The 24,933-nt window shown below is 63.7% G+C and carries 18 protein-coding genes and 2 pseudogenes; 9 read left to right on the forward strand and 11 right to left on the reverse strand.

The window, feature by feature from the left end; translation table 11 throughout:
* Positions 1–109 precede the first annotated feature (109 nt).
* On the reverse strand, positions 110–811 hold the full coding sequence (locus tag ABIE49_RS24280; RefSeq protein ID WP_016843287.1) for a response regulator transcription factor: 702 nt from the start codon (positions 809–811) through the stop codon (positions 110–112).
* A 212-nt stretch (positions 812–1,023) separates the two neighbouring features.
* Between ABIE49_RS24280 and ABIE49_RS24285 the strand changes: the two genes are divergently transcribed.
* The 3 genes from ABIE49_RS24285 to ABIE49_RS24295 all read left to right on the forward strand — a co-directional run bounded on the left by ABIE49_RS24285 (position 1,024) and on the right by ABIE49_RS24295 (position 6,370).
* Positions 1,024–1,770: a HugZ family pyridoxamine 5'-phosphate oxidase gene (locus tag ABIE49_RS24285; protein ID WP_192739202.1), complete on the forward strand. Its 747-nt coding sequence runs from the start codon at positions 1,024–1,026 to the stop codon at positions 1,768–1,770.
* 84 nt (positions 1,771–1,854) lie between these two features.
* Positions 1,855–4,473 carry a CHAT domain-containing tetratricopeptide repeat protein gene (locus ABIE49_RS24290; RefSeq protein ID WP_192739201.1) on the forward strand — a complete coding sequence of 873 codons (2,619 nt, stop codon included), beginning with the start codon at positions 1,855–1,857 and terminating at the stop codon, positions 4,471–4,473.
* 283 nt (positions 4,474–4,756) lie between these two features.
* Positions 4,757–6,370: a phosphoenolpyruvate carboxykinase gene (locus tag ABIE49_RS24295; protein ID WP_192739200.1), complete on the forward strand. Its 1,614-nt coding sequence runs from the start codon at positions 4,757–4,759 to the stop codon at positions 6,368–6,370.
* A gap of 90 nt (positions 6,371–6,460) precedes the next feature.
* On the opposite strand, the gene rocF is transcribed toward ABIE49_RS24295, so the two are convergent.
* The 3 genes from rocF to ABIE49_RS24310 form a co-directional block, all read right to left on the reverse strand.
* On the reverse strand, positions 6,461–7,423 hold the full coding sequence (gene rocF / locus ABIE49_RS24300) for an arginase (RefSeq protein WP_192739199.1): 963 nt from the start codon (positions 7,421–7,423) through the stop codon (positions 6,461–6,463).
* A 140-nt stretch (positions 7,424–7,563) separates the two neighbouring features.
* A complete protein-coding gene (locus tag ABIE49_RS24305; protein WP_192739198.1) occupies positions 7,564–8,379 on the reverse strand; it encodes an acyl-CoA thioesterase in 816 nt (271 codons plus the stop codon).
* Positions 8,380–8,594: 215 nt separating this feature from the next.
* Complete coding sequence (locus ABIE49_RS24310; RefSeq protein WP_192739197.1) at positions 8,595–11,117, reverse strand: glycogen/starch/alpha-glucan phosphorylase; 2,523 nt, start codon at positions 11,115–11,117, stop codon at positions 8,595–8,597.
* A gap of 202 nt (positions 11,118–11,319) precedes the next feature.
* Here ABIE49_RS24310 and ABIE49_RS24315 point away from each other — a divergent pair, with 202 nt between their 5' ends.
* On the forward strand, positions 11,320–11,550 hold the full coding sequence (locus ABIE49_RS24315) for a hypothetical protein (protein ID WP_192739196.1): 231 nt from the start codon (positions 11,320–11,322) through the stop codon (positions 11,548–11,550).
* Between the two features lie 63 nt (positions 11,551–11,613).
* Here the strand turns inward: ABIE49_RS24315 and ABIE49_RS24320 are convergent.
* A pseudogene (locus tag ABIE49_RS24320) lies at positions 11,614–11,775 on the reverse strand (RNA polymerase sigma factor region1.1 domain-containing protein); the annotation flags it as partial.
* 133 nt (positions 11,776–11,908) lie between these two features.
* On the opposite strand from ABIE49_RS24320, the pseudogene ABIE49_RS24325 reads away from it, so the two are divergent.
* Both ABIE49_RS24325 and ABIE49_RS24330 read left to right on the forward strand, forming a co-directional pair.
* Positions 11,909–12,239 (forward strand): annotated as a pseudogene (locus tag ABIE49_RS24325) (DMT family transporter).
* A 148-nt stretch (positions 12,240–12,387) separates the two neighbouring features.
* Positions 12,388–12,819 carry a hypothetical protein gene (locus ABIE49_RS24330; RefSeq protein ID WP_192739302.1) on the forward strand — a complete coding sequence of 144 codons (432 nt, stop codon included), beginning with the start codon at positions 12,388–12,390 and terminating at the stop codon, positions 12,817–12,819.
* 151 nt (positions 12,820–12,970) lie between these two features.
* Here the strand turns inward: ABIE49_RS24330 and ABIE49_RS24335 are convergent, their stop codons facing one another.
* Positions 12,971–13,753 carry a DUF2865 domain-containing protein gene (locus ABIE49_RS24335; protein ID WP_192739301.1) on the reverse strand — a complete coding sequence of 261 codons (783 nt, stop codon included), beginning with the start codon at positions 13,751–13,753 and terminating at the stop codon, positions 12,971–12,973.
* Positions 13,754–14,020: 267 nt separating this feature from the next.
* Positions 14,021–14,584 carry an orotate phosphoribosyltransferase gene (gene pyrE, locus ABIE49_RS24340; RefSeq protein ID WP_192739194.1) on the reverse strand — a complete coding sequence of 188 codons (564 nt, stop codon included), beginning with the start codon at positions 14,582–14,584 and terminating at the stop codon, positions 14,021–14,023.
* Between the two features lie 202 nt (positions 14,585–14,786).
* On the opposite strand from pyrE, the gene ABIE49_RS24345 reads away from it, so the two are divergent.
* Positions 14,787–15,413: a glutathione S-transferase family protein gene (locus tag ABIE49_RS24345; protein WP_192739193.1), complete on the forward strand. Its 627-nt coding sequence runs from the start codon at positions 14,787–14,789 to the stop codon at positions 15,411–15,413.
* A gap of 119 nt (positions 15,414–15,532) precedes the next feature.
* Here the strand turns inward: ABIE49_RS24345 and ABIE49_RS24350 are convergent, their stop codons facing one another.
* The 4 genes from ABIE49_RS24350 to ABIE49_RS24365 all read right to left on the reverse strand — a co-directional run bounded on the left by ABIE49_RS24350 (position 15,533) and on the right by ABIE49_RS24365 (position 20,863).
* Positions 15,533–16,168, reverse strand: a complete 636-nt coding sequence (locus ABIE49_RS24350; protein ID WP_192739192.1) for a LysE family translocator — start codon at positions 16,166–16,168, stop codon at positions 15,533–15,535.
* A 262-nt stretch (positions 16,169–16,430) separates the two neighbouring features.
* On the reverse strand, positions 16,431–19,484 hold the full coding sequence (polA, locus tag ABIE49_RS24355; RefSeq protein ID WP_192739191.1) for a DNA polymerase I: 3,054 nt from the start codon (positions 19,482–19,484) through the stop codon (positions 16,431–16,433).
* A 99-nt stretch (positions 19,485–19,583) separates the two neighbouring features.
* Positions 19,584–20,648 (reverse strand): acyltransferase family protein, encoded by a 1,065-nt coding sequence (locus ABIE49_RS24360; protein WP_192739190.1) that lies wholly within the window; start codon positions 20,646–20,648, stop codon positions 19,584–19,586.
* Positions 20,649–20,707: 59 nt separating this feature from the next.
* A complete protein-coding gene (locus ABIE49_RS24365; protein WP_192739189.1) occupies positions 20,708–20,863 on the reverse strand; it encodes a hypothetical protein in 156 nt (51 codons plus the stop codon).
* Here ABIE49_RS24365 and ABIE49_RS24370 point away from each other — a divergent pair.
* Together ABIE49_RS24370 and hrpB are read left to right on the forward strand one after the other, a co-directional pair.
* Positions 20,862–22,181, forward strand: coding sequence for a UDP-glucose dehydrogenase family protein (locus tag ABIE49_RS24370; RefSeq protein ID WP_192739188.1), 1,320 nt, complete (start codon positions 20,862–20,864; stop codon positions 22,179–22,181). The two genes, ABIE49_RS24365 and ABIE49_RS24370, sit on opposite strands and share 2 nt — an antisense overlap.
* Positions 22,182–22,386: 205 nt before the next feature.
* Positions 22,387–24,870 carry an ATP-dependent helicase HrpB gene (gene hrpB / locus ABIE49_RS24375; protein WP_192739300.1) on the forward strand — a complete coding sequence of 828 codons (2,484 nt, stop codon included), beginning with the start codon at positions 22,387–22,389 and terminating at the stop codon, positions 24,868–24,870.
* Positions 24,871–24,933: the final 63 nt, after the last annotated feature.

The raw sequence follows: 24,933 nt of genomic DNA on the forward strand, positions 1-24,933 counted from the left end.
CCCAGACGCGCCAAGGCGTCAGTTAACGATCCGCTCGGGCATGATCCGGAAAAGTGGACACCGGTTTTCCGAAAAGATCATGCTCAAACAAAAAGACCAAAAGTGCAGATCAGGCTTCCTTGAAGCGATAGCCGACGCCGTAGAGCGTCTCGATCATCTCGAAATCGTCGTCCACCACCTTGAACTTCTTGCGCAGCCGCTTGATGTGGCTGTCGATGGTGCGGTCGTCGACATAGACCTGATCGTCATAGGCGGCGTCCATCAGCGCGTTGCGGCTTTTCACCACACCGGGCCGCGTCGCCAGCGCTTGCAGGATCAGGAACTCGGTCACCGTCAGCGTCACCGGCTCGTTCTTCCAGGTGCAGGTATGACGCTCCGGATCCATTCGCAGCAGGCCGCGGTCGAGTGCACGTGCATCCGGCTCCTTCGGAGCGGCGGTCGGATCCTTGGGCTGCCCCCGGCGCAGCACGGCCTTGACGCGCTCGACCAGCAGACGCTGGGAGAACGGCTTTCGGATGAAATCGTCGGCGCCCATCTTGAGGCCGAACAATTCGTCGATCTCTTCATCCTTGGAGGTGAGGAAGATGACCGGCAGATCGGACTTCTGCCGCAGCCGCCGCAGCGTCTCCATACCGTCCATGCGCGGCATCTTGATGTCGAGGATCGCAAGGTCCGGCGGCGAGGTGCGGAAACCATCGAGCGCCGACGCACCATCCGTATAAGTCATGATGCGATAGCCTTCGGCTTCGAGCGCAATCGAGACGGAAGTGAGAATGTTGCGGTCGTCATCGACCAAGGCGATTGTGGGCATGAGCCTGCTTTCGAAAGAGAAGTGGCTTAAACGGCGGGCAAATCAGCCGTGCGCCGTATAAATGGGCTTCGTACGCGGTCAACGAGCAATGCAAGCTGGGCTGAAGTGTGACCGAGTTCCGCGAAAACGTTCCGCGGACGATGCGTAGCACCCATATAGCACCCTCAAGGCCTGAGAAAAGGCCCTTTTTGCAATAAGATGGCTGGAAAACGATGCAACCGACCGCTGATTTTAACCCTTCCAAACTGGCCCGCTCGCTGCTGAGGCGGAGCCGGCAGGGCGCGCTCGCAACCCTGATGGCCGGCAGCGGCGATCCCTATTGCTCGCTGGTCAATATCGCGAGCGCTTCCGATGCCTCGCCGATCCTGCTGATCTCCCGGCTGGCGCTGCATACGAAGAATATTCTGGCCGATAGCAGGGTCTCGCTGATGCTGGACGAGCGCGCCGCCGGCGACCCGCTGGAGGGCGCCCGGATCATGCTGGCAGGGCGGGCCGAGGAGGCCGCGGGCGACCAGGCCGAGATCCTCCGCCGGCGCTACCTCAACGCCCATCCGTCCGCGGAAGTCTTTGTAGATTTTAAGGATTTTTCGTTCTTCCGGATCGTGCCAACAGGCGCCCATCTGGTCGCCGGGTTTGGCCGGATCATCGACCTGACACCCCAGCAGTTCCTGACCGATATCAGCGATGCCGAGGGGCTGTTGGAAGCCGAGCAGGGCGCCGTGGAGCACATGAACGAGGACCACCGTGAGGCGATGAACCTCTACGCCACGCGCCTGCTCGGGGCCGATAGCGCCGACTGGGCCTGCACCGGCTGCGACCCCGATGGCATGGACATGCAGGCGGGCTCCGCCACGCTGCGGCTGGATTTCCCAGAACGGGTCACCAACGGGACCGCCCTACGCAAGATGCTCGTCCGGCTCGCGGGCGAGGCCCGGGCCAAGGCGCCCACGAGTCCTTGAGCAGCCGGAATTTGAACGGCGGCGGCCGTTCGCGCGACCTAATCCACACTCCCGCGCGAAGTGGCCAAAGGTTAAGTCCGCATCATGAATTCCCGCACTCGAGTGGTCCTGCTTGCAGGGCTCACGCTTTTCGTAAGCACGTGTCTCAGCGCGCCGTCGTCGGCGCAGAAAAGCGAGACCGCGGCGGTCAGCGCCAAAATCAACGAGCTCAGCCGCGCCGGAAAATATGCCGAAGCTGTCGCGCTGGCGCAGGGGCAGGTCGAATCCCTGGAAAAGAAATACGGCCCCGCGCATCGCGACGTCGGAGCTGCGCTGAACAACCTGGCGCAGCTCTATGGCAGTCAGGGCAGGGACGCTGAAGCCGAGCCGCTGTCCAGGCGGGCCATTGCGATCCTGGAGAAGACGGCTGGCGCCGAGTCGCCGGAGATCGCTGCGGCGCTAAACAATCTCGCTGCGCTCTATCAGCGCCAGGAGCGCTACGCCGAAGCTGAGCCGCTGTTCAAGCGGGCACTGGCGATCCGTGAGCGGTCGCTGGGGTCAGGGCATCCCGACGTCGCGCAGTCCCTGAACAATCTGGGCACCCATTACGAGAAACAGGGCCGCCATGACGACTCCAAGCCCTTGTTCAGGCGCGCGCTGGCGATCTATGAGAAAGCGGCGGGTCCGGAGCATCCGGCGGTCGCGACGCTTCTGAACAATCTCGGCCAGGTCGAGAAGGTCGAGGGCCACTTCGCCAAAGCGGAGCCGCTGATCAAGCGCTCGCTGGCGATCCGCGAGAAAGTACTCGGCCCCGATCATCCCGACGTGGCGCGTTCGCTGAACAATCTGGCGGAACTCTACGATGGGCCGACGGACCGCGTCCGTGATGCCGAGCGGCTTTTCGAGCGGGCATTGGCGATCCGTGAACGCGCGGTTGGCCCCGATCATCCGGATACCGCCAGATCCATGAACAATCTGGCGCTCTTCCAAGCTCAGACAGGCTACCCGGAGAAGGCGTTGCCGCTGGCGCTGCGGCTGATCGCGAGCGGGCGCGGCGACCTCCGCGCCGTCCTTCCGGTGCTGGCGGACGCGGAGCGCAACAAACTGATACCGACCGACCAAGCGCTGGATGCGATGCTCAATGCGATCCAGCGCGGCACCCAGTCGTCGGCGGCGTCAGCCGTCAACAAGCTGGCGGTGCGGCTGGCCGCGGGTAACGATCGGCTCGCCGAACTGGTGCGACGGGACCAGGATCTCGCCGCGGAAACGGAAGCGCTGGACAGGGCTCTGGTGGCGGCGGTCTCGAAAGAGCGATCGAAGCGAGACCTTGCTGGCGAGCAGCGGACCAAGGCCAGGCTTGCCGCCATTTCGACCGAACGCCCGTCGTTGCAAAAGACCTTGTCTGCGGAATTTCCCGACTACGCCGCGCTGTCGAATCCGCTGCCAATGACGGTGAAGGAGATTCAGTCGCTGTTATCAGGCGACGAGGCGATGGTGCTTCTCACGGCCACGGTAAAGGACAGCTACGCCATTGCGATCACGCGCGAAGGGGTTGACTGGTCTCCCATAGGCCGTGGCTCGGAAGGGCTGCGTGAGCTGGTCGCCGATTTCCGCCGTGGACTGGATATCGCCAATGCCAGCGATTCGTCCGGAAAAGCCACGCTGTTCAACCTCGAATCCGCCCACTGGCTCTACAACCACCTGCTGGGCCGCGTCGAGACGCGGATAAAGGACAAGCGCAGCCTTCTGATTGTTCCCACCGGCGCGTTGACGGCGCTGCCGTTTCATCTGCTGGTGACGGAGAAGCCGCCGGTAGCGATCCCGGAAAAACTCGACGGTTACCGCGATGCCGCCTGGCTGCTCAAGCGTCACGCGGTGTCGGTGTTGCCGTCGGTCGCAAGCCTGAAGACGCTGCGGCTGGTTGCCCGCAAGGATCAAACCACCAAACCGATGACCGGTTTCGGCGATCCGCTGTTCAATCCGTTGCAGGATAGCAGCGGCGACAAGCGCGGCGCAGCCAAGCCGGCGGCGATCAAGTCCGCGGCGCGCGGCGTCACCAACGTCGCCTATACCGACTTCTGGCAAGGCGCCGGTGTCGATCGCGCGCGGCTCTCCCGCGTGCTGTCGCAGCTGCCTGATACCGCCGACGAACTCAATGCGGTCGCAAAGGATCTCGGCGTTTCCGAAAGCGATATTCATCTCGGCGAGAACGCCAGCGAAACCAATGTGAAGCGCGCCCGGCTCGCCGATTACAGCATCGTCTATTTCGCGACCCACGGTCTCGTCGCCGGTGACGTGAAGGGGATCGCCGAGCCTTCGCTTGTGCTCAGTATTCCGAAGCAGCCGTCCGAATTCGACGACGGCCTGCTCACGTCGAGCGAAGTGGCGCAGTTGAAGCTCAACGCCGATTGGGTGGTGCTGTCAGCCTGCAATACGATCGCCGGCGACAAGCCCGGCGCCGAAGCGCTTTCGGGATTGGCGCGATCGTTCTTCTATGCCGGCGCGCGTGCATTGCTGGTGTCGCACTGGGCGGTGGATTCCGCGGCCGCGACGCGGCTGACGACATCGACCTTCGATCGCCTCAAGGCTGACCCGAAGCTTGGCCGGGCCGAGGCGCTGCGCCAGTCGATGCTGGCCTATCTCAACGATGCTTCGTCGCCCCGAAATGCCTATCCGGCATTCTGGGCGCCGTTTGCGCTGATCGGCGAGGGTGCGGCCCGCTAAATCAGATTGTGCGACGCAATAACTGAATGGTAGCGCTATCGCGCGGCTGATGGTCGCGCGTTGAGCGTGCACAACCGTCCCCGCGCCGCAGCAAGTGTTTGATCTAGATCAAGGCCTTGTCTGGAATAAACCAAAACGCGTTGGATCGGCTTGGCAAGCACGGCGTTGCCAAGTATTAGGTCGCCGGACCGGAGCCGGAAGGCTATATTCAGTGGTCACCGCGACAGAAGCGCGTTTAGCGGCATTCGCGCGATCGAGATACGCGGGTTCGAGGAGGTTCTTCGTGCAAGAGACGGGTCTACGTAACGGTGCCTTTGGCGCCGATAAATTTGGCTTAAAGAAACTCAAAGAGGTTCGCTGGAACCTCGGAGCGCCGCAGCTCTACCAATATTCGCTGTCGTCAGGCGAAGCCGTGCTCTCCGCCGATGGCGCGCTGTGCGCCGACACCGGCGAGTTCACCGGCCGCAGTCCGAAGGACAAGTTCACGGTGCGCGACGCCTCCACCGAGAAGATGTGGTGGGCCGGCAACCAGTCGATCACCTCAGAGCAGTTCGACGCGCTCTACGCCGATTTCCTCAAGCACGCCGAAGGCATGTCGCTGTTCGCGCAGGACCTCTATGGCGGCGCTGATCCGAGTTTCCAGATCAAGACCCGCGTCTTCACGGAATTGGCCTGGCATTCGCTGTTCATCCGCACGCTGCTGATCCGCCCTGAAGCGGCCGATCTCGCCAGCTTCGTGCCGGAGCTCACCATCATCGATTTGCCGAGCTTCCGCGCCGATCCCAAACGCCACGGCTGCAAGTCCGAGAACGTCGTCGCGATCGACTTCGCCCGCAAGATCGTCCTGATCGGCGGGTCTTATTATGCCGGCGAGATGAAGAAGAGCGTGTTCACCACGCTGAACTATTATCTGCCCGCCAAGGGCGTGCTGCCGATGCACTGCTCGGCCAATGTCGGTCCCGACGGCGACACGGCGATCTTCTTCGGCCTGTCCGGCACCGGCAAGACCACGCTGTCGGCCGATCCCCAGCGCACGCTGATCGGCGACGACGAGCATGGTTGGGGCAAGGACGGCGTCTTCAATTTCGAAGGCGGCTGCTACGCCAAATGCATCAAGCTCTCGCCGGAAGCCGAGCCCGAGATTTTCGCGGCCTCCAACCGCTTCGGCGCGGTGCTGGAGAACGTCGTGCTCGGCGAGCGCACCCGCGTGCCGGACTTCGACGACGGTTCGAAGACCGAAAACACCCGCTCGGCCTATCCGCTCGATTTCATCCCGAACGCCTCGCGCACCGGACGTGCCGGCCAGCCGAAGAACGTGGTGATGCTGGCCGCCGACGCCTTCGGCGTGCTGCCGCCGATCGCAAAGCTGACCCCGGCGCAGGCGATGTATCACTTCCTGTCCGGCTACACCGCCAAGGTCGCCGGTACCGAACGTGGTCTCGGCAACGAGCCGCAGCCGGAATTTTCCACCTGCTTCGGCTCGCCGTTCCTCCCCCTTGATCCGTCGGTCTACGGCAACATGCTGCGCGAGCTGATCGCCAAGCACAATGTCGATTGCTGGCTGGTCAACACCGGCTGGACCGGCGGCAAATACGGCACCGGAAGCCGGATGCCGATCAAGGTGACGCGGGCGCTATTGACCGCGGCGCTGAACGGCAGCTTGCGCAATGTCGAATTCCGCACCGACAAGTATTTCGGCTTTGCGGTGCCGACGGCGCTGCCGGGCGTGCCCAGCGACATTCTCAACCCCGTCAACACCTGGAAGGACAAGGCCGAGTTCGACAAGACCGCGCGCGCGCTGGTCGGCATGTTTCAGAAGAACTTTGCCAAGTTCGAAGCCCAGGTCGACGCCGACGTCCGCGCTGCTGCCCCTGAGGTCAAGCTCGCGGCGGAGTGATCCGAACGTCATTCCCGGAAATGAAGAAGGGCGACCGCAAGGTCGCCCTTTTTTTTCACGGAATGCTTGTTCTTGATGCGGCCGCTCCAGCTATCGTCCTTGCAGCATCGCGTTTGTCGGCGTGCGGCGGTCGGTAATCTGCAGGCCGAACAGGCTGCCGATCAGCTCCACCGCGACGCGCGCGGTGCGGCCGCGCTCGTCGAGGAACGGGTTGAGCTCGACGATGTCGACCGAGCGCACCAGTTCCGAATCATGCAGCAGTTCCATGATCAGATGGGCCTCGCGGTAGGTGGCGCCGCCGGGAACGGTGGTGCCGACACCCGGCGCGACCGCCGGATCGAGAAAATCGACGTCGAAGCTGAGATGCAGCACGCCGTTTTTCGCCTTCACGCGCTCGATGACGCGGCGGATCAGCACGCCGACGCCGAACTCATCGAGTGCGCGCATGTCGGCGATGGCGACGCGGCGGTCCTGGACCAGCTTCTTCTCCAGGGGATCGATCGACCTGATGCCGAACAAATCGAGCTGATCCGGCGTGATCGACGCGCGCGGCTGATCGCCGAGCAGATCGTCAAGCCCGCCTTCGCCGCACAGGAACGCCGAGGACATGCCGTGCATGTTGCCGGTGATGGTGGTGTGGGGCGTGTTGTAGTCGGCATGCGCATCGAGCCACAGCACGAACAGCGGCCGGCCTTGTTCTTTCCAATAGCGCGCGACGCCATTGACCGATCCCATCGAGAGCGAATGATCGCCGCCCATGAAGATCGGGATGGCGCCGGAATGCGCCAGGTGGTAGGCGCGCTCGCTGAGCAGCCGGATCCAGGTTTTCACCTCATCGTAGAATTTGGCGTTGGCAGGGGCCGGCCCGTCCGGCGTGACCTTCGATATCGCGAGATTGCCGTGATCCTCGACGGCAAATCCCAACTGGTCGAGCACGCGCGCGATGCCCGCGGTCCGCAGTGCATCTGGACCCATCAGCGTGCCGGCCTGCGAGGCGCCGATTTCGACGGGAATGCCGAGCAGGGCGATATTTTTGGCGTCGGGTTCGGACATGAGCCGCCCTCATATTCGGAATGCTTAGGGTGGGCAAAGCGTAGCGTGCCCACCATTCAAGACGTCACTGTGGATGAATGGTGGGCACGGCGCAAACGCGCCTTTGCCCACCCTACGCAGACTCGAACGGGATTGTTCCCTTACGCCTTGAAATACGCGATTTGCGTCGTCGTTGCGAGCAGCCGTCCGTTCGGCGACCACAATTCACCGTTCTGGTCGCCATAAGACTTGTGGAAAATCTTGGCGTCGGCCACCGCCAGCACGCGCGTGATGTCTTCGGCGGCGAGATCGTCGGCGTCGGCGTGGAAATAGGTCGTGATCGACACCGTGCCGAACGGCACCAGTTCGCGCCTGGCGTGGAAGATGCGGCCGAAAAACGCGTCCGACATCGACATCAGCGACAGCGCGTCGATCTTCCGCGGCACCCGGTCGCCGATCCACAGTTTCGAGAATGAATTCGGCTCCGCCGCCGACGACGAGCCCCAGCCCGGTTCGCCCTCGACGAAGCGGAAATCATACTGCTTGACCCAGGGAGCGGCGACCTTCCCGTAGGGCAGCGTCTGCTCGTAGGGTTTTGATGACGGGAACGGCGCCTGCGGGTGCGACCATGACGGACGGCGCTCGGCGAACACGGCGGTCGCCAGCGTCGCCACCTCGCCGCCGCCTTGCGTCATCTCCACGCACCAATGCTGCGTCGAGCGGTTGGCCTTGACCAGCCGCACGTCGAGATCGAAGGCGCCTTGCGCGACCGGCGCGCAGAAATTGACGGTGAGCGACAACGGATCGCCCGACCGTTGCGGGTGGTCCATCAGCGCGCGCAGGATGGTGGCCGCGGTGCAGCCGCCGAACGGGCCGACAAAGGCCCAGTAATCCTCGCTGGTCTTGCCCTGCCAGCGGCTGTCGCCGGCGGTAACCTGCGTGGCGTCGTCGAAAAGATGCGGTGTCTTGGTGAGCATGGAATTCCCCGGGTACTGCCGTGCAGTATCACCGCAACTGGGTCGAATTCAATGACGTGACAGGTAATGGCTCCCTACGTCATGGCCGGGCGTAGCCGTCCGAAGGACGGCGTCGCTTCCGCTTGCCTATGTCCGGCCATCCACGTCTTCCTTGCTTACGAGAAACGAAGACGTGGATGCCCGGGTCAAGCCCGGGCATGACGACTGGGAGAAATTCAACCCGACACGCCGCGCTGAGCATCCTGCTCCTGCACTGGCGCGGTCGGCAGCACCGGCACGTGCCAGATATCCTCGGCGTATTCGCGGATGGTGCGGTCGGAGGAGAACCACGGCATCCGCGCCACGTTGAGGATCGAGGCCCGCGTCCACGCCGGGATCACCTGCCAGCGCGCATCGATGCCGCGTTGCGCCTCGTAATAGGAATCGAAATCGGCGGCGCACATGTAGTGGTCGAACTGGCGCAGCGTGTGACCGATCGCCTCGAACCGGGCGGGGTCGCCGGGCGAAAAGTCGCCGCTCTCGATCGCGCTGATCGCCCGCGACAGCCGCGGCGAGCGGCGGATCACGTCGGAGGCATCCAGTCCCTGGCGGCGCCGGACCATCACGTCGCCGGCTTCCATGCCGAAGATCGCGATGTTTTCCGCGCCGACATGGTCGCGGATCTCGATGTTGGCGCCATCGAGCGTACCGATGGTCAAGGCGCCGTTGAGCGCGAGCTTCATGTTGCCGGTGCCGGAGGCTTCCATGCCGGCAGTCGAGATCTGTTCGGACAGGTCCGCCGCCGGGATGATCACTTCGGCCAGGCTGACATTGTAGTTGGCGAGGAACACGATCTTCAATCGGCCCGCGACCACGGGATCGCTGTTGACGATTTCGGCGACGTCGTTGATCAGCTTGATGATCAGCTTGGCGGTGCGATAGCTCGCCGCCGCCTTGCCGGCGAAGATTTTCACCCGCGGCACCCAGTCGCGCTGCGGTTCATCCTTGATCGCCTGATACAGCGCAACCGCTTCGAGGATGTTGAGCAGCTGCCGCTTGTACTCGTGGATGCGCTTGATCTGGACGTCGAACAGCGCCGACGGATCGACCTTGATGCTGAGGCGCTCGCCGATCACCCGCGCCAGCGCCAGCTTGTTCTGGAGCTTGACGTCGCGGAACTGCTGCTGGAACGAATTGTCGCCGCAATGGTCTTCGAGGCGCTGCAGCTGCGAGAAATCATCGAGCACGGCTTCGCCGCAGGTCTCGCGCAACAGGCGGGTCAGTTTCGGATTGGCCAGCATCAGCCAGCGCCGGAAGGTGATGCCGTTGGTCTTGTTGGTGATGCGCTGCGGATAGAGATGGTTGAGATCGTGGAACACGGTCTCCTTCATCAGGTCGGAATGCATCGCCGAGACGCCGTTGATGCGGTGCGAGCCGACAAAGGCCAGTTGTCCCATCCGGACCCGGCGGCCGGAGCGCTCGTCGATCAGTGACACCGAGGCGCGGAAGTCGATATCGCCGGGAGCGCGTTGCTCGGCCAGCGCCAGATGCGCGGCGTTGATGCGGTAGATGATTTCAAGATGCCGCGGCAGCAGCCGTTCGAACAGTTCGACCGGCCAGGTCTCGAGCGCTTCCGGCAGCAGCGTGTGGTTGGTGTAGGACAGCGTCGCGACCGTGATCTTCCAGGCTTCTTCCCAGCGGAAATTATGCAGGTCGACCAAGAGCCGCATCAGCTCGGTGACGGCAAGGCTCGGATGGGTGTCGTTGAGCTGTACCGCGGCCTTTTGCGCCAGGCTGCGCAACTGCCCATCGGCGGCGAGGTGCCGCTTGACCAGATCCTGCAGCGAGGCGGAGACGAAGAAATACTCCTGACGCAGCCGCAATTCGCGGCCCGCGGCGCTTTCGTCGTTCGGATAGAGGAATTTGCAGATCGATTCGGCGCGCGCTTCCTCGGCCACCGCGCCGAGATAGTCGCCGGTGTTGAAGGCATCGAGCCGCAGCGGATCGGGCGAGCGCGCCGACCACAGCCGCAGCGCATTCACGTGCTGGCCGCGCCAGCCGACGATCGGGGTATCGTAGGCGACGGCCTGCACGGTTTCGCCGGGATGCCAGCTCGCGCGTTCGCGCCCCTTGTCCGCGACATGGGTGACGTGGCCGCCGAAATGCACCTGATAGACCACCTCGGAGCGCTGGAATTCCCAGGGGTTGCCGAAGCCGAGCCACTCGTCGGGATATTCCTGCTGCCAGCCCTGCGCGATGATCTGGCGGAACAGGCCGAAATCGTAGCGGATGCCATAGCCGATCGCGGGAATGGCCAGCGTCGCCATGCTTTCCATGAAGCAGGCCGCCAGCCGCCCGAGGCCGCCATTGCCGAGCGCCGCATCCGGCTCGCAATTGCGCAAATCCGACAAATCGACGCCGAGATCGCCCAGCGCCGCCTCGAACAGCGGCAGCAGGCCCATATTGTTCAGCGCGTCGGTGAACAGGCGCCCGATCAGGAATTCGAGCGAGAGGTAATAGACCCGCTTGCGGCCGGCGTCGTAATTATCCTTCTCGGCCGTCAGCCAGCGGTGCACGATGCGGTCGCGCAGCGCCAACGCCGCGGCCTTGTACCAGTCGCGCTTGGTCGCCATGCCGGTGTCCTTGCCGATGGCAAGCCGCAGCTTGGCGAGGATCGCGCCCTTGATTTCGGAAAGCGCCAGTTCGTCGATCGGTTGGCCCGGCACCGGAAAACTCCCTGCGAATGCTTGTTCTTGCAACGCGTCAATCCCTGCAGTTCAGACTCACAAAACGATACGCGCCTTGCGCCACAACCGAAACCATCCAGACGTTTGTTGTGCACCGCGCTGGTATGTTTTTATGCAAGGACCGGGCCGATTTGGAGGCATCGGCACGCCGATTTCGGTGCTAGAATGGCGTTTGAAAGCGATGATATCGCGCCAGTTGAGGGGAGGACGCGCCATGAGATTGATCATCGAGATCGCCGCCGCGACGCTTCTGGTGTGCTGCATCAGCGCCACCAGCGCCGCGTTCGCCGCCGGAAAGGCGGGCAAAAGCGCCGATGGGTTGGGCTGCTCGTTCAGCGTCGCGAAGGATGCGTCGCCCGCCGCCCGGTGTGCGGCGATGAAGCGGCAATGCGGCGGAAAATTCTACGCCAATTATTGCGGCGGCAGGATGCTGTCGGCGATGTGAGCGACAACGAAGCCAGCCCTCCAGAGAGAATGGTTCCGCCGATGCACCTGGCTACGAGTTGTCCTCGACAACGTTTATTCCTGCGTCGCTCAACGCCTGCATAATCGCTTCGATATCTTCCGCCTTGGTCGTTGCCGACGGCAGCAGTTCATTGAGTTGATCGAACGTCACAAATCCCTTCGCGCCATAAAGTCCGATGATTCGCTGGATGAAGCCCGGTTCCATTCTCGATGCTCCTGAATCTTGCCCCTCTACTAATAGGAGGGAGAAACAGGCATCGGATCCGCCGTCGTCGTAGCCAAGGATACGGGGGCCGCCCGAGTCGTCAAAACATCACATGCCTCTGCTAGCAGGCGGCATGACCTATCTCTATTTGGGCATCGCGATTCTCTCGGAAGTCGTGGCGACAACCTTCCTGAAACTGTCGGACGGTTTCAGCAAGCCGCTGCCGTCGCTGGTGACGGTCGCGGGTTATGCGGTGGCGTTCTATTTTCTGTCGCTGACCCTGCGAAGCCTGCCGACCGGCGTGGTCTATGCCGTCTGGTCGGGCGTTGGCGTCGTCCTCATCGCCACGATCGCCTGGGTGTTCCAGAGCCAGAAGCTGGATACGGCCGCGCTCTGCGGGCATGGGCCTGATCGTCTCCGGGGTCGTTGTGATCAATCTGTTTTCCAGCGCTTCGTCGCAGTGAATGGTCTTTGCTAACCCTCCGTTCGGATAATTCGCGGTCATGGAACAAATTAAGAACACTTTAGCAAGTACTTGATATATCATTGTGATTCGGCGCAGTGCCGACACAATATCTATGGTCTATCACTGGTATCGAGGACTACATGTCCATGTCCACCATCGCCTTCGATCAATTCGCGCTCACCCGTATCGCCGATTTTGCGCGCTCGCTGTCGCGGCTACATCAGGCCTCGCGCCGCCAACTGGTTGACGACGACGCCATCGACCGTGAGTTCAACGCCGTCTGCATGTCGGTGTGGGGTTACACGACCGACGATTTCAGCGACGACCTGTTCTCGATCGCCGATCACGCCTGGCTCGATTCGCTCGATGAGGCCCATGCGCGGATCTTTGCCGCCGAGCAGGGCTACGACCTCGTCGACGACCAGGGCATGCTGTCGGACTGGTGGGGCTATTGCTGGATGATCCTCGCCGAAAAGCGCGGCCTGCTGACGCCGGAAAACCGCGCCGCGGCGCGTGCGGCGATCGAGGAAAAATATCTGTCGGCGCCGAACGTGATCGGGGTGATCGTCGGGCGGTGATGTCGATTGTCCTCATCCCCGGATGAGCGCTTTGCGCTCACCGAGGGAGCGGCCACTTGGCCGCGTCTCGAAGGATGTAGGCCCGTCTGTGGCCTCATGGTTCGAGACGCGCGAAGACGCGCTCCTCACCATGAGGGTCTGCGATGTCCAATTAATTCACTTCCGCCCGCTTCGCTGCCTTGGGTGCTGTGCTCTTCGGCACCACCGTCGCCGGCATCGCGATCTCGTTTCGCGTCTCGGGCATCACGGTTTCACCGACCATTTCAGCGCTGACAGGCGCGACCTTCATTTCACCGAGCCGCGCGCGGACGCTGGCGGTGAGGCCGGGATAAGAGGCGACGGGCGTGAATTCGGCGGTCTGCTCGGCGCCGAGGCGGACGCCGGTATAGGCCACCAGGCCGTCGGTGGTGGCGACGACGTCACCCGAGCGCAGCGAGGTGTCGAGCGCGAGGTCGACCGGCGCGAGGCCCGACGGGCTTCTGCCGTTGCAGGTGCAATCGGCGCGCAGCGCCTTGCGGTAGGCGAAGGCGTTTTCACTGTCGGCGTAGCGCTCGCCATTGCTGGCCGAGGCACTGTCGATATTGCCGCCGTAGAACACTTTGGTGGTGCTGGCGGGACAGAACGCCTGGCACATCTGAACCGGCGTGGCGTTGCCGCGCGTGGTCAGCGGAAAATACTTGCCGTCGCAGCTGCGGACGCAGAAGGCGGGTCCGGAGCCGGCGACGCGCGGCGCCGGGGCGGGTTGGGCTGGCGGCTGATTGAGGCCGAACGGATCAGCAAAGAAATTCGCCTGTGCCGGGGCTTGCCGCGCCTGCTGTTTCTGGCCACCGCCAAAGAACATGTCGAACAGGCCTTCGGCCGATACGCTGCCGGGCACCAGCATGAAAGAGGCTGCAAGCGTGGCGGCGACAATAGAGGTCGCGCGGCGCCGCATGCGCGAAAAAACCAACTCTGTACGCAACGCTAACTCCACCCAACGCAAAACTTAAGCACCGACGCGCGACAGGCGTCAGCGGATTCACCATAATCCGGGATGGTAAACGAGCTATGAGCAAGCGCTCGGTAGCGGGAAAGAATTGCGGGCGCTCCTCGTCATTGCCGGGCTTGACCCGGCAATCCATCTTCTTGGAGTAAAGCTCTTGCGAAGATTGATGGATGCCCGGGTCAAGCCCGGGCATGACAACTGAGGGAGCGGTCGAAATCAGCTCTTCAAAAATTCACTGGCCTTGTAGAGCGATCGAAACTGTATGCCCGCTTCGGCAAACGCTTCCGTCGCGCCTTCCTCGCGGTCGACCATGGTGAATACCAGCACGATCTCGCCGCCGGCTTCGCGCACGGCCTCGGCCGCCTTCAGCGCCGAGCCGCCGGTCGTGGTGACGTCCTCGACGATCACGATGCGCTTGCCTTGCAGGCTCTCGCCCTTGGCGAGGCCCTCGACCGCGAGGCGGGCGCCGTGCTCCTTCGGCTTCTTGCGCACGAAGAAGGCCGCGATCGGATGGCCCTTGATCCAAGACAGCTGCGCGATCGCGCCGGCCAGCGGCACCGCGCCCATTTCCAGGCCGCCGACGTAGTCGAGCTGGTCGTCCTTCAGCGCCTCGTAGGTCAATTCCGCCAGCAGCGCCGCACCCTCGGGGTCGAGCATGGTCGGCTTGAGGTTGAAGTAGAAGTCGCTCTTGCGGCCCGAGGCCAGCGTAATCTCTCCGCGGCCGAACGATCGCTTGCGGATGATCTCGGCGAGGCGGGCGCGGGAGGCTGACTTGGACAAGGCGTATTCCCAAAGGTTTGAGGCGGGCGGCAATCTATCGGTGCTTACAGTCACATTCCAGAGCCGATCTGGCCAAATCAACAGGGCGCGGCAATGTGCCGGGCCCCCGCCGGGCGCAGGGAAGCCCCCTCGGAAACGGCGGTTGTAAGGCCGCAAGCTTCCGCGCTACGGGAAGTCCAAGCTTTATTGGGGGAAACCGTAAATGACCATCGAACTGCACACCTGGAACACGCCGAACGGCCGCAAGATCTCGGTCGCGCTGGAGGAAATGGGGCTGCCCTACAAGGTGATCCCGGTAAACATCAGCAAGGGCGAGCAGATGGCGCCCGCCTTCCTCAAACTCAGCCCGAACAACAAGATTCCCGCGATCGTCGACCCTGATGGCCCGGACGGCAAGCCGGTCAGCATCTTCGAGTCCGGCGCGATCCTGCTTTATCTCGGCGAGAAGACCGGCAAGTTCCTGCCCGAGCCGCTGGCAGAGCGTATCCCGGTTTATGAATGGACGATGTGGCAGATGGGCGGCTTTGGGCCGATGCCCGGCCAGGTGCACCATTTCATCGCGCTGGAGAACGAAACCGACCGCGCCTATGGCTTGAAGCGCTACATGGACGAGACCCGCCGGCTCTACGGCGTGCTGGACCGCCGGCTCGACGGCCGCGACTTCGTCGCGGATGCGCTGTCGGTCGCCGATTTCGCAATCCTCGGCTGGGCCTGGCGCCACCCGCGCCACAAAGTGGAGTTGAAAGACTTCCCCAACGTCGAGCGCTGGTACAACGCGTTGATGGCCCGCCCGGCGACCAAGCGCGGGATGGAAGCGAAGCTGGATTGAGGATATCGGTGTCATTGCCGGGCTTGTGACCCGGCAATCCATCCTTCTTGAGCAAACTGATCTGCCTGCGGGCGCAGGCGATGGATGCGCGGGTCAAGCCCGCGCATGACGAGCGGGGCTCACGCCTTCCTCGCCTCGAACGCCATTTTCACCGCCAGCCCCGCCAGCACCGTGCCCATCAGCCAGCGCTGCAACAGCAGCCAGCTCGGCCGCGTGCCGAGAAACAGCGCGATCGATCCGGCCGCCAGCGCGATCATCGCGTTGACGCTGACGCTGATCACGATCTGGATCGCGCCCAACGCCAGCGACTGCGTCAGCACGCTGCCCACAGCGGGATCGATGAATTGCGGCAGCAGCGCCAGATAAAGCATCGCGATCTTCGGGTTCAGTAAATTCGTGACAAAGCCCATCGCGAACAGCTTGCACGGGCCATCGACCTGCAGCTTCTTCACCTGAAACGGCGAGCGGCCGCCCGGCTTCAGCGCCTGCCACGCCAGCCACAACAAATAGGCGGCGCCCGCGAACCGCAGCGCGTCATAGGCGTAAGGAATGGCGAACAACAGCGCCGTGATGCCAAACGCCGCGCACAGCATGTAGAACACAAACCCGAGCGCGACGCCGCCAAGCGACACGATCCCCGCCGCCGCCCCTTGCGTGATCGAACGCGAGATCAGGTAGATCATGTTCGGCCCCGGCGTCAGCACCATGCCGAGCGAGACGAGCGCGAAGCCGAGCAGGGCAGACGTGTGGGGCATGAGGGGACTCGCGAGGGAATTCGCACTTTTCTAGCGCGCAACAAGCCGCGATGTCATTTCGGAAATTGTACGGAGGGCAATTCAATCCGAACGGCAGTGCACTCCCTCTCCCGCTTGCGGGGGAGGGCTGGGGTGGGGGTGTCGCCCAGCAACGGACGCGCGAGTTCGGCGAGAGATTTCCCCCACCCGACGCGCAAGAGCGCGTCGACCTAAGAGCGAGCTTCGCTCGTCTCGACCCCCGCAAGTGCGGGAGAGGTAAGAATCAATGCGCCTCGTCCCAATTATTCGCGGCCCTCGCATCCACCTGCAGCGGCACCGAGAGCAGCACGGCCGGGAACGGTGCGTCCTGCATCACGTGCTGAACGACAGGCAGCGTCGCCGCGACTTCCTTCTCGGGCACCTCGAAGATCAGTTCGTCGTGAACCTGCAGCAGCATCTGCGCCGAGAGCTTCTTCTCGGCCAGCGCATCCTCCATCCGGATCATGGCGCGGCGGATGATGTCGGCGGCGGAGCCTTGCAGGCGGGCGTTGATCGCGGCGCGCTCGTTGAAGGAGCGGACCGAGGCGTTGCTCGCCTTGATGTCGGGGTAATGGCACTTGCGGCCGAACAGGGTCTCGACATAGCCGTTGGCGCGGCAGAAATCCCGTGTCGCATCCATGTAGGCGCGGATGCCCGGAAATCGCTCAAAGTACTTCTTGATGTAGGCCGAGGCCTCCTCGCGCGCGATGCCGAGTTGGTTGGCGAGGCCAAACGCCGAGATGCCGTAGATGATGCCGAAATTGATCGCTTTCGCCCGGCGGCGCACCTCGCTCGGCATGTCCTTGATCGGTACGCCGAACATTTCAGAGGCCGTCATGGCGTGAATGTCGAGCCCGTCGCGGAACGCCTGCTTCAGCACCGGAATGTCGGCGATTTCGGCCAATAGCCGCAGCTCGATCTGAGAATAGTCAGCCGACACCAGCTTGTGGCCGGGGGTGGCGATAAAGGCGCGGCGGATCTTGCGGCCGTCCTCGGTCCGGACCGGAATGTTCTGCAGGTTCGGCTCGTTGGACGACAACCGCCCGGTGGTGGTCGCGGCCAGCGCGTAGGTGGTGTGAACGCGATGGGTCTGCGGATGGACATATTCCGGCAGCGCGTCGGTGTAGGTCGATTTCAGTTTAGAAACCTGCCGCCATTCCAGAATCTTCTTCGGGAATTCGTGGCCCTGTTCGGCGAGTTCGTCGAGGATCTGCGCCGAGGTCGACCAGGCGCCGGTCTTGGTCTTGGTGCCGCCGGTGATGCCCATCTTGCCGAAGATGATGTCGCCGATCTGCTTGGGGCTGCCGACATTGATCGGCTCGCCCGCGATCTCCTGCAGTTCGGCTTCGACCCGTGCAGCGGTCTGGGCGAATTCGCCTGACAAGCGCGACAGCACCTGGCGGTCGATCGAAATGCCGCGCCGCTCCATCCGCGCCAGCACGCTGACCAGCGGCCGTTCCAGCGTCTCGTAGACCACGTTCATGCGCTCGGCGACGAGGCGCGGCTTCATCACGCGCCACAGCCTTAAGATCACGTCGGCGTACTCGGCCGAGTAGGCGGTCGCCTTGTCGATCTCGACCTGGTCGAAAGTGAGCTTGTTCTTGCCGCTGCCGACAAGATCGCCATAGCTGATCACGGCGTGGCCAAGCCAGCGCTCGGCGAGCCCGTCCAGCCCGTGCGCATTGCGCCCGGCATCGAGCGCGTACGAGATCAATTGCGCATCTTCGACATTGCGCAGGGTGACGCCATGCTGCGCCAGCATCACGGCGTTGAACTTGATGTTGAAACCGATCTTCAGAATGCCCGCTGATTCCAGCAGCGGCTTCAGTGCGGCCAGCGCGTCGCTCGGCTTGATCTGGTCCGGCGCGAGGCCGGCGTCGAACAACCCTGAACCGCCGCCGGACTGCTTGTGCGCGAGCGGAATGTACGCGGCGTCGTTCGGTCCCAGCGCCAGCGCAATGCCGCAGACGTCGGCCTGCATCGGATCGTCAATGTTGGCTTGCGCGTCGATCGCGAAGTGTCCGACATCATGCGCGCGTGCGATCCAGGCCTTGAGTTGATCAAGGCTGCGGATGGTCTGGTACTTGGTGCGATCGACGGGAAGCTTTTTCGCGGCCTCGGCGCGCGCCGCGGCGAGCGAAATCGGCGTGCCCTTGGGGCTCGCGGCCTTGTCCTGCTTATCAGCGCCCGGCTTTGCCGTAGCGGGCGGGCTGGCAAAGAGGTCGCCGGTAGCGCCGCCGGCCGCCCTGGCCGTAGCGGGTGCGGCAGCACTCTTGCTGGCAGCATCGGCTTCCACGTCGGACGGATCGATCTGCGAATAGTCGGCAACGCGGCGGGTGAGGGTGGAGAACTCCATCGCCTTGAGGAACGCGACCAGTTTTCGTGCATCCGGCTCGTGCACCGCAAGGTCGTCGAGCGGCACGTCGAGTTCGACCTTGTCGTCGAGCAGCACCAACTGGCGCGAAATCCGCGCCTTCTCGGCATTCTCGATCAGCGCCTCGCGCCGCTTCGGCTGCTTGATCTCGCCGGCGCGGAACAACAATTGTTCGAGGTCGCCATATTCGACGATCAATTGCGCCGCGGTCTTGATGCCGATGCCGGGTACACCCGGCACGTTGTCGGTGGAATCACCCGCCAGCGCCTGCACCTCGACCACCTTCTCCGGCGGCACGCCGAACTTCTCGATCACCTCGGCAATGCCGATGCGGCGGTCCTTCATGGTGTCGTACATCACGACCTTGTCGGTCACGAGCTGCATCAGATCCTTGTCTGACGAGACGATGGTGGTGGTGGCGCCGCGCTCACCCGCGATCCGGGCATAGGTCGCGATCAGATCGTCGGCCTCGAAGCCGCCCTGCTCGAGGCAGGGCAGGTCGAACGCGCGCACGGCGTCGCGGATCAGGGAAAATTGCGGGATCAGGTCGTCCGGCGCCGGTGGCCGGTGCGCCTTGTAATCGGGGTAAAGCTTGTTGCGGAACGTGATCTCGGACTTGTCGAAGATAATCGCCAGATGGGTCGGCCGATTGTCCTCGGGCATGTCGCGGAGCAGCTTCCACAGCATGTTGCAGAACCCGAGCACGGCATTGACCTGCAGCCCGTCGGATTTGCGGTTCAGCGGCGGCAGCGCGTGATAGGCGCGGAAGATGTAGGAGGAACCGTCGACCAGAAAGACATGGTCGCCCTTGCCCGGAACTTTGGCGGGCGCTTTGGTTTCAGCCTTGGTCTGAGACTTGGTCTCGGACTTGGCTGCGGCTTTGGCGGGGGCGGGTTTGTCGGCTTTGGGGGCTGTTTTCGGCATGGCCGAAACTTAGGGATTTTTGCGCGGATTGACAGCCTCGGCGGGCGATTTTCCACGCTGTCATCAGCTGCCATTCAGGCGGGTGGCAGGGTGCGAAACCTACTCCGCCGCCTGCAACACCGGGGTCGCCTTTTTCGGCGCGATCCAGAACGCGCCGGGGCGATCGAACAGGAAGTTGGCATGCAGCGCCAGCGCCAGCCGCCAGATCGCCAGCGCGCCGACGACGCCTGCGACGGTGACGATCAGCGAGATCGTGCCGACGTCGAGGAGTCCACTGCGCAGCAGCAGCGCCCTTGTCGCCGCCATCGGCAGGAAGAAGGCGAGATAGATCACGATCGAATGCTCGCCGCAAAAACGCAGGAAATTCAGCCAGCGCATTCGCGCCAAAAGCGTGCCCATCACGATGATGGCGCCGGCGCCGGCAAACCCCAGTGCGAGCGAGACCAGCGGCAAGTCGCTGTAGCCTGCAATGACCAGGCCGCCATTGATCAAGGCCCACAATGCCAGACCCGCGAGTGCCAGTGCGGGCTGCGCCCGCGCGCGGTCCGACACGGCGAAGACATAGGAAGCCAGCCAATAACCCGCATAGAAATAGACGAAGCGCGCGCAGAATTCGTCGATCACGGTCCAGCCGGTCGCGACGTGCGCCATTTCCAGCAACGCGGCCGCGGCAAAGATCACTGGCGGAGGCGCGCTGCGTGTCAGTTTTGTGACGACGAAAAAGATCGGCAGCAGATAGATGAACCACAGCGTGCCGAACGGCTCGATGAAGGATTCCAGATACAGATAGCCGACATGGGCCCAACCGGTCCCGGCGGCGAACGACGGCGCCTTGAAACCGAACTGGATCGTCACCCACAGCACGTAGAAATAGACGAAATGCACCACCTTGCGGTCGAGATAGGTGCGCCAGTCGCGGTCGATCACGACCGCCAGGAAGAGGCCTGAAATGAGGAAGAAATCCGGCATCCGGAACGGTTTGGCGAACATGACGAGCCAATGCATGAAGCCGGTCTGGCCCGCTGCGGCCTCAACCCCAAGCACCGAATGCATCATCACGACCATGACGATGCAGATGCCCTTGGCATAGTCGACCCAATCTACGCGTCCGGCCACGAAAGACGTGGCGCGTTCGGCGACAGGCAATGTGCCGTTTGGTGTCATGGATGTCCTGTTTTGGTCCGTTGGCGCCGCATCATCGGCCCGATCCGTTGCTTTCTCCTTTATTCATACAAATGACATGCCGGTTTCTTGCCGGTTTCTTTGCCGGTTCTTGCCGTTCTCCGGCGCTTTTCCGGTTTCCCCTTTGCCGCCAAATGCTTTAAGAGGCGGGCAGAATCCGGGTGACCGTTAACCATCAAAAACAGGCTGTTTTCCATGCGAATTGCCATGATTGGCACGGGCTATGTGGGGCTGGTATCCGGCGCCTGCTTTGCCGATTTCGGTCACCAGGTTACCTGTGTGGACAAGGACGGCGACAAGATCGCCGCGCTTCGGCGCGGTGAGATCCCGATTTTCGAGCCTGGGCTCGACGCGCTGGTGGCTTCCAATGTGAAGGCCAAACGGCTGGATTTCACGACCGATCTGAGCGCCCCGGTCGCGGAAGCGGACGCCGTGTTCATCGCGGTCGGCACGCCGTCGCGGCGCGGCGATGGTCACGCGGATTTGAGCTACGTGCACGCCGCCGCGCGCGAGATCGCCGCGGTGCTCAAGGGCTTTACGGTCGTGGTCACCAAATCGACGGTGCCGGTCGGCACCGGCGACGAGGTCGAGCGGCTGATCCGCGAGGTCAATCCGTCAGCCGATGTGGTGGTGGCGTCCAATCCGGAATTTCTGCGCGAGGGCGCGGCGATCCGCGATTTCAAATTCCCCGACCGTATCGTGGTCGGCACTTCGGACGAGCGCGGGCGCAAGGTGCTCGGCGATATCTATCGGCCGTTGTCGCTCAACCAGGCGCCGCTGATGTTCACGGCGCGGCGCACCGCGGAGCTGATCAAATACGCCGCCAATGCGTTCCTCGCCACCAAGATCACCTTCATCAACGAGATCGCGGATCTTTCGGAAAAGGTCGGCGCCGACGTGCAGGAAGTCGCGCGCGGCATCGGGCTCGACAACCGCATCGGCGCGAAGTTTTTGCATGCCGGCCCGGGCTTCGGCGGCTCGTGCTTCCCAAAGGACACCCGCGCGCTGGTGAAGATCGCACTCGATCACGACGTGCAGCTGCGCATCGTCGAAGCCGTGCTTGGGGTCAACGACAACCGCAAGCGCGCGATGGCCCGCAAGGTGTCGAACGCGGCTGGTGGCAGCCTGCGCGGCAAGACGGTCGCGGTGCTCGGCCTCACCTTCAAGCCCGACACCGACGACATGCGCGAGGCGCCCTCGCTTCCGCTCATCACCGGGCTGCTCGACATGGGGGCCAAGGTCCGCGCCCACGATCCGGTCGGCATCGAACAGGCGCGCAAGGAATTGCCCGATATCGAATATTGCGAAGACCCCTATGACTGCCTGCGCGGCGCTGACGCCATGGTTGTCGTGACCGAATGGGTGCAATACCGCACCCTCGACCTGGAGCGCGTGAAGCGCGAGATGGCCAAGCCGGTCGTGGTGGATTTGCGCAACATCTATCGCCCCGAGGACATGGCGGCGCACGGCTTCACATATGACAGCGTGGGACGGAGATCCGAGACCATCGTTTGATGGCTTCTTGAACTGCGCCACCGCTATTTCCGTCATGGCCGGGCTTGTTCCGGCCATCCACGTCTTGTTTTCTGACCGTTCGAGAAAGAAAGACGTGGATGCCCGGCACCCGTCTCCGCTAAAGCTTCGACGTGGCCACGAATGGTTGGCCCGCCGAAGCTTTAGCGAAGGCGGCAAGGCCGGGCATGATGAATGAGTGAAAAACTTGCCCCTGACCTTCGACACGCCCCTTCCGATCGACGCGGCTCTTCCTGAGCTGACGCGCACGCTGACGGACAATAATGCCGCGGTGCTGGTGGCTCCTCCGGGCGCGGGCAAGACGACGCGGGTGCCGCTGGCGCTGCTGGACGCGCCCTGGCTCAAGGGCAAGAAGATCATCATGCTGGAGCCGCGGCGGATCGCGGCGCGCGCCAGTGCAGAACGGATGGCGCGGACGCTCGGCGAACGCGCCGGCGAGACCGTCGGCTATCGCGTCCGCTTCGGCTCGAAGATATCGCGCGCGACCCGGATCGAGGTCGTCACCGAGGGAATTTTTTCGCGCCAGATTCTCGACGATCCCGAACTGAGCGGCGTTGCTGCCGTGCTGTTCGACGAATTCCACGAACGCTCGCTCGATGCCGATCTGGGGCTGGCGCTGGCGCGCGATGCGCAGACCGGTCTGCGCGAGGATTTGCGCATCCTCGTGATGTCGGCGACGCTCGACGGTGCGCGGGTCGGCAAACTCCTGGGCGATGCTCCGGTGGTCGCCAGTGAAGGCCGCGCCTTTCCGGTGGAGACACGCTATCTCGGCCGCAAGGCCGATGCGCCGCTGGAGCGGCAGATGGCGGACGCGATCGCAACCGCGCTCCGCGCCGATCCCGGTTCGGTGCTGGCGTTCCTGCCGGGCGCCGCCGAAATCCGCCGCACGCAGAATTTTCTCGGCGAACGGGTCCATGACGCAAGCGTCGAGATCGTGCCGCTGTACGGGGCGCTCGATGCCGCCGTGCAGGACCGCGCCATTCAGCCGGCGCCCAAGGGGCAGCGCAAGGTGGTGCTGGCCACCTCGATTGCCGAGACGTCGCTGACCATTGAAGGCGTTCGGATTGTCGTCGATTCCGGCATGGCGCGGGTGCCGCGCTATGAGCCGGACATCGGCCTGACCCGGCTGGAAACCGTGCGTGCCTCGCGCGCCGCGGTCGATCAGCGCCGCGGCCGCGCCGGCCGCACCGAGCCCGGCGTATGTTACCGGCTGTGGGACGAGCCGCAGACGGCATCGCTCGCCGCCTACACGCAGCCTGAAATTCTCTCGGCCGATCTGTCCTCGCTGGTGCTCGACCTCGCGCAATGGGGTGTGCGCGATCCCGCGACATTGGCATTCCTCGATACACCGCCGGCGCCTGCGTTGAAGGAGGCCAACAGTCTGCTTGCCGAACTCGGCGCGCTCGATGGCGACGGCCGGATCACCGCGGAAGGCAAGAGCCTGCGCGCACTGGCGCTGCCGCCGCGGCTGGCGCGCATGATCGTGGACTCGCATCGCGCTGGCGCGGGCGAAGAGGCCGCCGACATCGCCGCTGTCCTGACCGAGCGCGGCCTCGGCGGCGACGGCGTCGATCTCGATCACAGGCTGGATCAATTCCGCCGCGACCGTTCGCCCCGTGCCGCCAGCGCGCGCAGTCTGGCGCAGCGCTGGGCCTCGCAGGTGGCGGCCGAAGCGCCGGTTTCGTCCGCGCAAGCGGACGGTGATCTGAGCACCGGCGTGATGCTGGCATTTGCCTTCCCCGACCGGGTCGCGCGCAACCGGGGCAACGGCAGTTTTGTGCTCGCCAACGGCAGGGGTGCGGCCGTCGAGCAGACCTCGTCGCTGGCACGCGCGCCCTATATTGCGGTCGCCGAACTGACCGGCACGGCCGCACAGGGCCGCATTCTGCTGGCGGCGCCGATCGCGCAGGAAGAGATCGAACTGCGCTTCGCCGACCAGATCGAGAACGCCGAGGAGATCACGTTCGATCGTGGCGCGATGGCGCTCCGTGCCCGGCGCAAGCGCAGCCTGCACGCCATCACGCTGTCGGAGGCGCCGATGGCGCTGCAGCCCTCGGCGGAAACCGCAAAAACATTTGCGGCCGGATTGGTCGCGGCCGGTCTCGACAAATTGCCGTGGTCAAAGGCGTTAAAGCAATGGCGTGATCGCGTCATGTTCCTGCGCAAGGCGGAAGGTGAAAGCTGGCCTGATCTGTCCGACGACGCGCTCGCTGCCACAAGCGAGGCGTGGCTAGAGCCCGTTCTCTACGACAAGACTTCGCTGAAGGACTTGTCGTCAGGCGATCTCTCGGACGCGCTGCTGTCGCTATTGCCGTGGGATCTGCGTGCGCGGCTGGAGCGCGAGGCGCCCACCCATTTCGAGGCGCCGACCGGCACCATGCTGGCGATCGATTATGAAGCCGAGCAGGGGCCGACGATTGCCGTGCGGCTGCAGGAATTGTTCGGGCTCAACAGCCATCCCTCGATCGCCAAGGGCGCGGTGCCGCTGGTGCTGGAACTGCTGTCGCCGGCGCAGCGGCCGGTGCAGGTGACGCGCGATTTGCCCGGGTTCTGGCGCGGCAGTTACGCAGCCGTGCGTTCCGACCTGCGCGGCCGCTATCCCCGGCATCCCTGGCCGGAAGACCCGGCCAATGCCATGCCGACGCGGCGGGTCAAACCGCGCGGCACGTAGCTGCTCCCTCGCCCCCGCTTGCCACGGATAGCTCGTAGCCCGGGTGGAGCGAAGCGTAACCCG

This window comes from Bradyrhizobium sp. OAE829, assembly GCF_040546575.1.
GTDB lineage: Bacteria > Pseudomonadota > Alphaproteobacteria > Rhizobiales > Xanthobacteraceae > Bradyrhizobium.